Source organism: Streptomyces katrae (assembly GCF_000966975.1).
GTDB lineage: Bacteria > Actinomycetota > Actinomycetes > Streptomycetales > Streptomycetaceae > Streptomyces > Streptomyces katrae.
In genome coordinates this window covers 1-3,280 of sequence record NZ_JZWV01000241.1, presented here as the reverse complement: position 1 = coordinate 3,280, position 3,280 = coordinate 1, and the positions used below count along the sequence as shown (strand labels likewise).

Below are 3,280 nucleotides of genomic sequence, written 5' to 3'. Positions count from 1 at the left end.
CCCCCGTCGCACCCCGTCCCGCCCACGCATGCCCGTACGCACCGGCAGCACCGTACGCACCCACACCCGTCACTCCACACCCACCCCGAGGGAGACACCCACGTGATCCGCCACTACGGCCCCATCAGCGGCGTCGCCGCCTACGGCACCCGGTACGTCGCCACCGCCGGCTACGACAACCAGCTGATCCTCTGGGACGCCGCCCGCAAGCAGGCCCTCGCCCGCGCCACCCACGACCACCTGAGCAACCAGACTGCGTTCAGCCCCGACGGCCGCCACCTGGTCAGCTCCTCCAGTGACTACTCCGCCCGCCTGTGGTCGGTCCCCGACCTCCGGCTGGTCGCCGTACTCGCCGACCACAAGGACGACGTCGAGATGTCCGTCTTCCACCCCGCCAAGCAGCTGATCGCCACCGCCTCCCGCGACCACCGCGTACGGGTCTTCGACTTCACCGGCGCGCTCCGCGCCACCTTCACCGGCCACACCGCGGACGTCATCTCCGTGGAGTGGGTCACCGGCAGGGACGAGCTGGTCTCCTCCAGCGACGACGGCACCATCAAGCGCTGGTCCCTGGAGACGGGCGGCATGCTCGCCGAGATCGACCTCGACGGCGTCGAGACCGACACGGTCGCCATCACCCGCTCCGGCGCCATCTACGCGGGCAACGACGAGGGCGAGATCATCGCCATCGCCGACGACGGCGCCACGACCACCCACCCGGCACACGAGGCGGGCATCAAGCGGCTCGTCTACAACGCCGACCGGGAACTCCTGGTCAGCCTCAGCTACGACCGCACCCTGCGCGTGTGGGACACCTCCGGCCCGCTCGCCCCCGTCGCCACGTCCTCGCTGCCGCCGGAGGTCTGGCCGCGGTCCTGCGCCTTCCTCGACAGCGACACCCTGGCCTTCGCCACCTTCGGCTCCTCGTACGCCACCTACCGCATCGCCGCCCGGGAGTGGAACCTCGACGGGATCGAGGGCACCCCCTGCGTGAACGCGGTGCTCGTGGACGCGGGCCGCACCCTCACCATCGGCGACGCCGGAGTGCTGTGGGCCGACGGCACCCCGCACAGCGAGACCGGCAGCCTGTGCAACTTCCTCACCCCCGTCGGCGGACGCGTCGTCACCGGCGGCCAGATGGGCAAGGTCTTCGACGCGCTGACCGGCGAGGTGCTCCACCAGCACCGCTCCCCGCTCAACTGCGGCGCCGCCTTCGAACGCGACGGTGTCCCGCACGTGGTCGTCGGGGCCTACACGGGCGAGGGCATCGTCTTCTCCGTGGCGGCCGACGGCACCTTCCGGCACGAGACGACCCTGCGCCTGCACGCCAACGCCGTCAAGGGCCTCGCGGTCTCCGGCGACCGGATCTTCTCCGTCTGCGCCGACGGCAGCGCCACCTGGTTCTCCGTGGAGACCCTCACCGAAATCCACCACGTCGACGACGCCCACGACCGCATCGCCAACGGCTGCGCCGCCCTCCCCGGCGGAGACTTCGCCAGCGTCAGCCGCGACTACAAGCTGCGGCTGTGGCGCGGCTTCGAACCCACCGTGGTCACCACCCCGCACGACCACTCGATCAAGTCCGTCGCCGCGACCCCCGACGGGCGGTTCGTCGCCACCGGCTCCTACCACGGCCTGGTCGCCGTGTACGACGTCACCCTCGGCACCTGGGCCACGACCCGGGTGACGACCGCCGGCATCTCCTCCCTCACCTACGACACCGGCACCCGCCGTTTCCTCGCCGGCTCCTACGACGGCCACGTCCACCCCGTCTCCCACTGACGCCCCCGCCTCCCAAGGAACCCAAGAGAGGAACGACATGGCACGACGTCTGCGCCGCGCCGCGGCCCTCCTCGCCGGCCTCCTCCTGCTGAGCCCGGCCACCGCGGCGAACGCCGCCGCCGGCGGCTCCTCCCCGGCCCGGGAACTCACCGTGTGGCTGATGTGGGGATCCGTCCCCCAGCCCGAACTGGATCGGCTCACCGGCGAGTTCGAGCAGGCCCACCCCGGAGTCACCGTCAACGTGCGGATGCAGGGATGGCCGGGGATCGACGAACGGCTGGAGACGGCCCTGAACTCCGACGCGCCGCCGGACGTCGTGGAGACCGGCACCACCACGACCCCGTACTTCGCCGCGAAGGGGCTGCTGAAGGACCTCTCCGACCAGTCCGGCCGGCTCGGCGCGGCGGAGTGGATCCCCTCCCTGCGCGAGTCCGGGAACTGGCAGGGGCGCCAGTACGGCATTCCCCTGTACGCCGCCTCACGCGTGGTGATCTACCGCAAGGACCTCTTCGAGGAGGCCGGGCTCACCCGGCCGCGGGACCAGAAGGAATGGCTGCGCACCAACCGGACCCTGGCCCGCGCCCACCGGGCCGAGCCCGGGTTCCAGCCCCTCCACCTCCCGGGCCAGAACTGGTACGTGCTGTCCGGGTTCCTCCACGACCGCGGCGGGCGGATCGCGGAGTACGACGGCATGCGGTGGCGGGGCGGGCTGAGCACGCGGCCCGCCGTCGAGGCCCTGGAGTACTACCAGGCGCTCCAGTCGTTCTCCCGGGCCCCCAAGGACCAGGACGAAGCCCACCCGCTCCAGTACGAGGTGCTGGCGAAGGGACAGACCGCCCAGATGATCGGCCTGCCCTGGGAACTGGCCGACGCCGAACGCATCAACCCCGCACTCCGCGGAAAGCTGGACATGTTCCCCGTCCCGGGAACCTCGGCGGACCGCCCCGGCAGCGTCTTCCTCGGCGGATCGAACCTGGCCGTCGCCCAGCGCGGCCGGCAGCCCGACCTGGCCGCCGACTGGGTTGCCGCCCTGACCGGGCCCGCCTTCCAGGAACGCCTGGCCACCGCCAACGGGGTCCTGCCCAACCGGCTCGCCCTCGCCGGGACGATCGACAACCCCGGGGTCCGGGTCCAGGCCCAGGCCGCGGCCAACGCGCACACCACCCCGGTCGACCCCCGCTGGCCCACCGTCGAGGCCGCCCCCAACCCCGTCAAGACCCTGCTCACCGACGTACTGACGGGCCGGCCGCCCCGTGCCGCGGGCCGCCGTGCCGACGCCGTCCTGGAAGAACGCCTCAACGCCGGCCCGCCGCCGGACGGGAACACCACCGCACCGGGCACGCACCCGTAGCGGACCCGAGGGGGCCCGGCCCTCCGGGCCCCCGCCACGCGCCCCCCCCGGCCTCCCCTCACCGTCACCTCTGCGCAAGGACCCCCATGCCCGACCAGCGCCACCGCCGCCTCACCCGCCTCGCCAACTCCGTGCTCCAGCCCGGCT

General features: G+C 72.8%; 2 protein-coding genes. Both read left to right on the top strand.

Going from position 1 to position 3,280, the window contains the following annotated elements; genetic code table 11:
* A partial coding sequence (locus VR44_RS10765) for a WD40 repeat domain-containing protein (RefSeq protein ID WP_342669308.1) occupies nt 1–1,782 on the top strand: 1,782 nt, incomplete at its 5' end.
* A 37-nt stretch (nt 1,783–1,819) separates the two neighbouring features.
* Nucleotides 1,820–3,133 (top strand): extracellular solute-binding protein, encoded by a 1,314-nt coding sequence (locus tag VR44_RS10760; protein WP_045947204.1) that lies wholly within the window; start codon nt 1,820–1,822, stop codon nt 3,131–3,133.
* Nucleotides 3,134–3,280 lie beyond the last annotated feature (147 nt).

Coding starts and splice junctions, on each gene's coding strand:
- VR44_RS10760 (WP_045947204.1), top strand. CDS start 1,820: ATGGCACGACGTCTGCGCCGCGCCGCGGCCCTCCTCGCCGGCCTCCTC.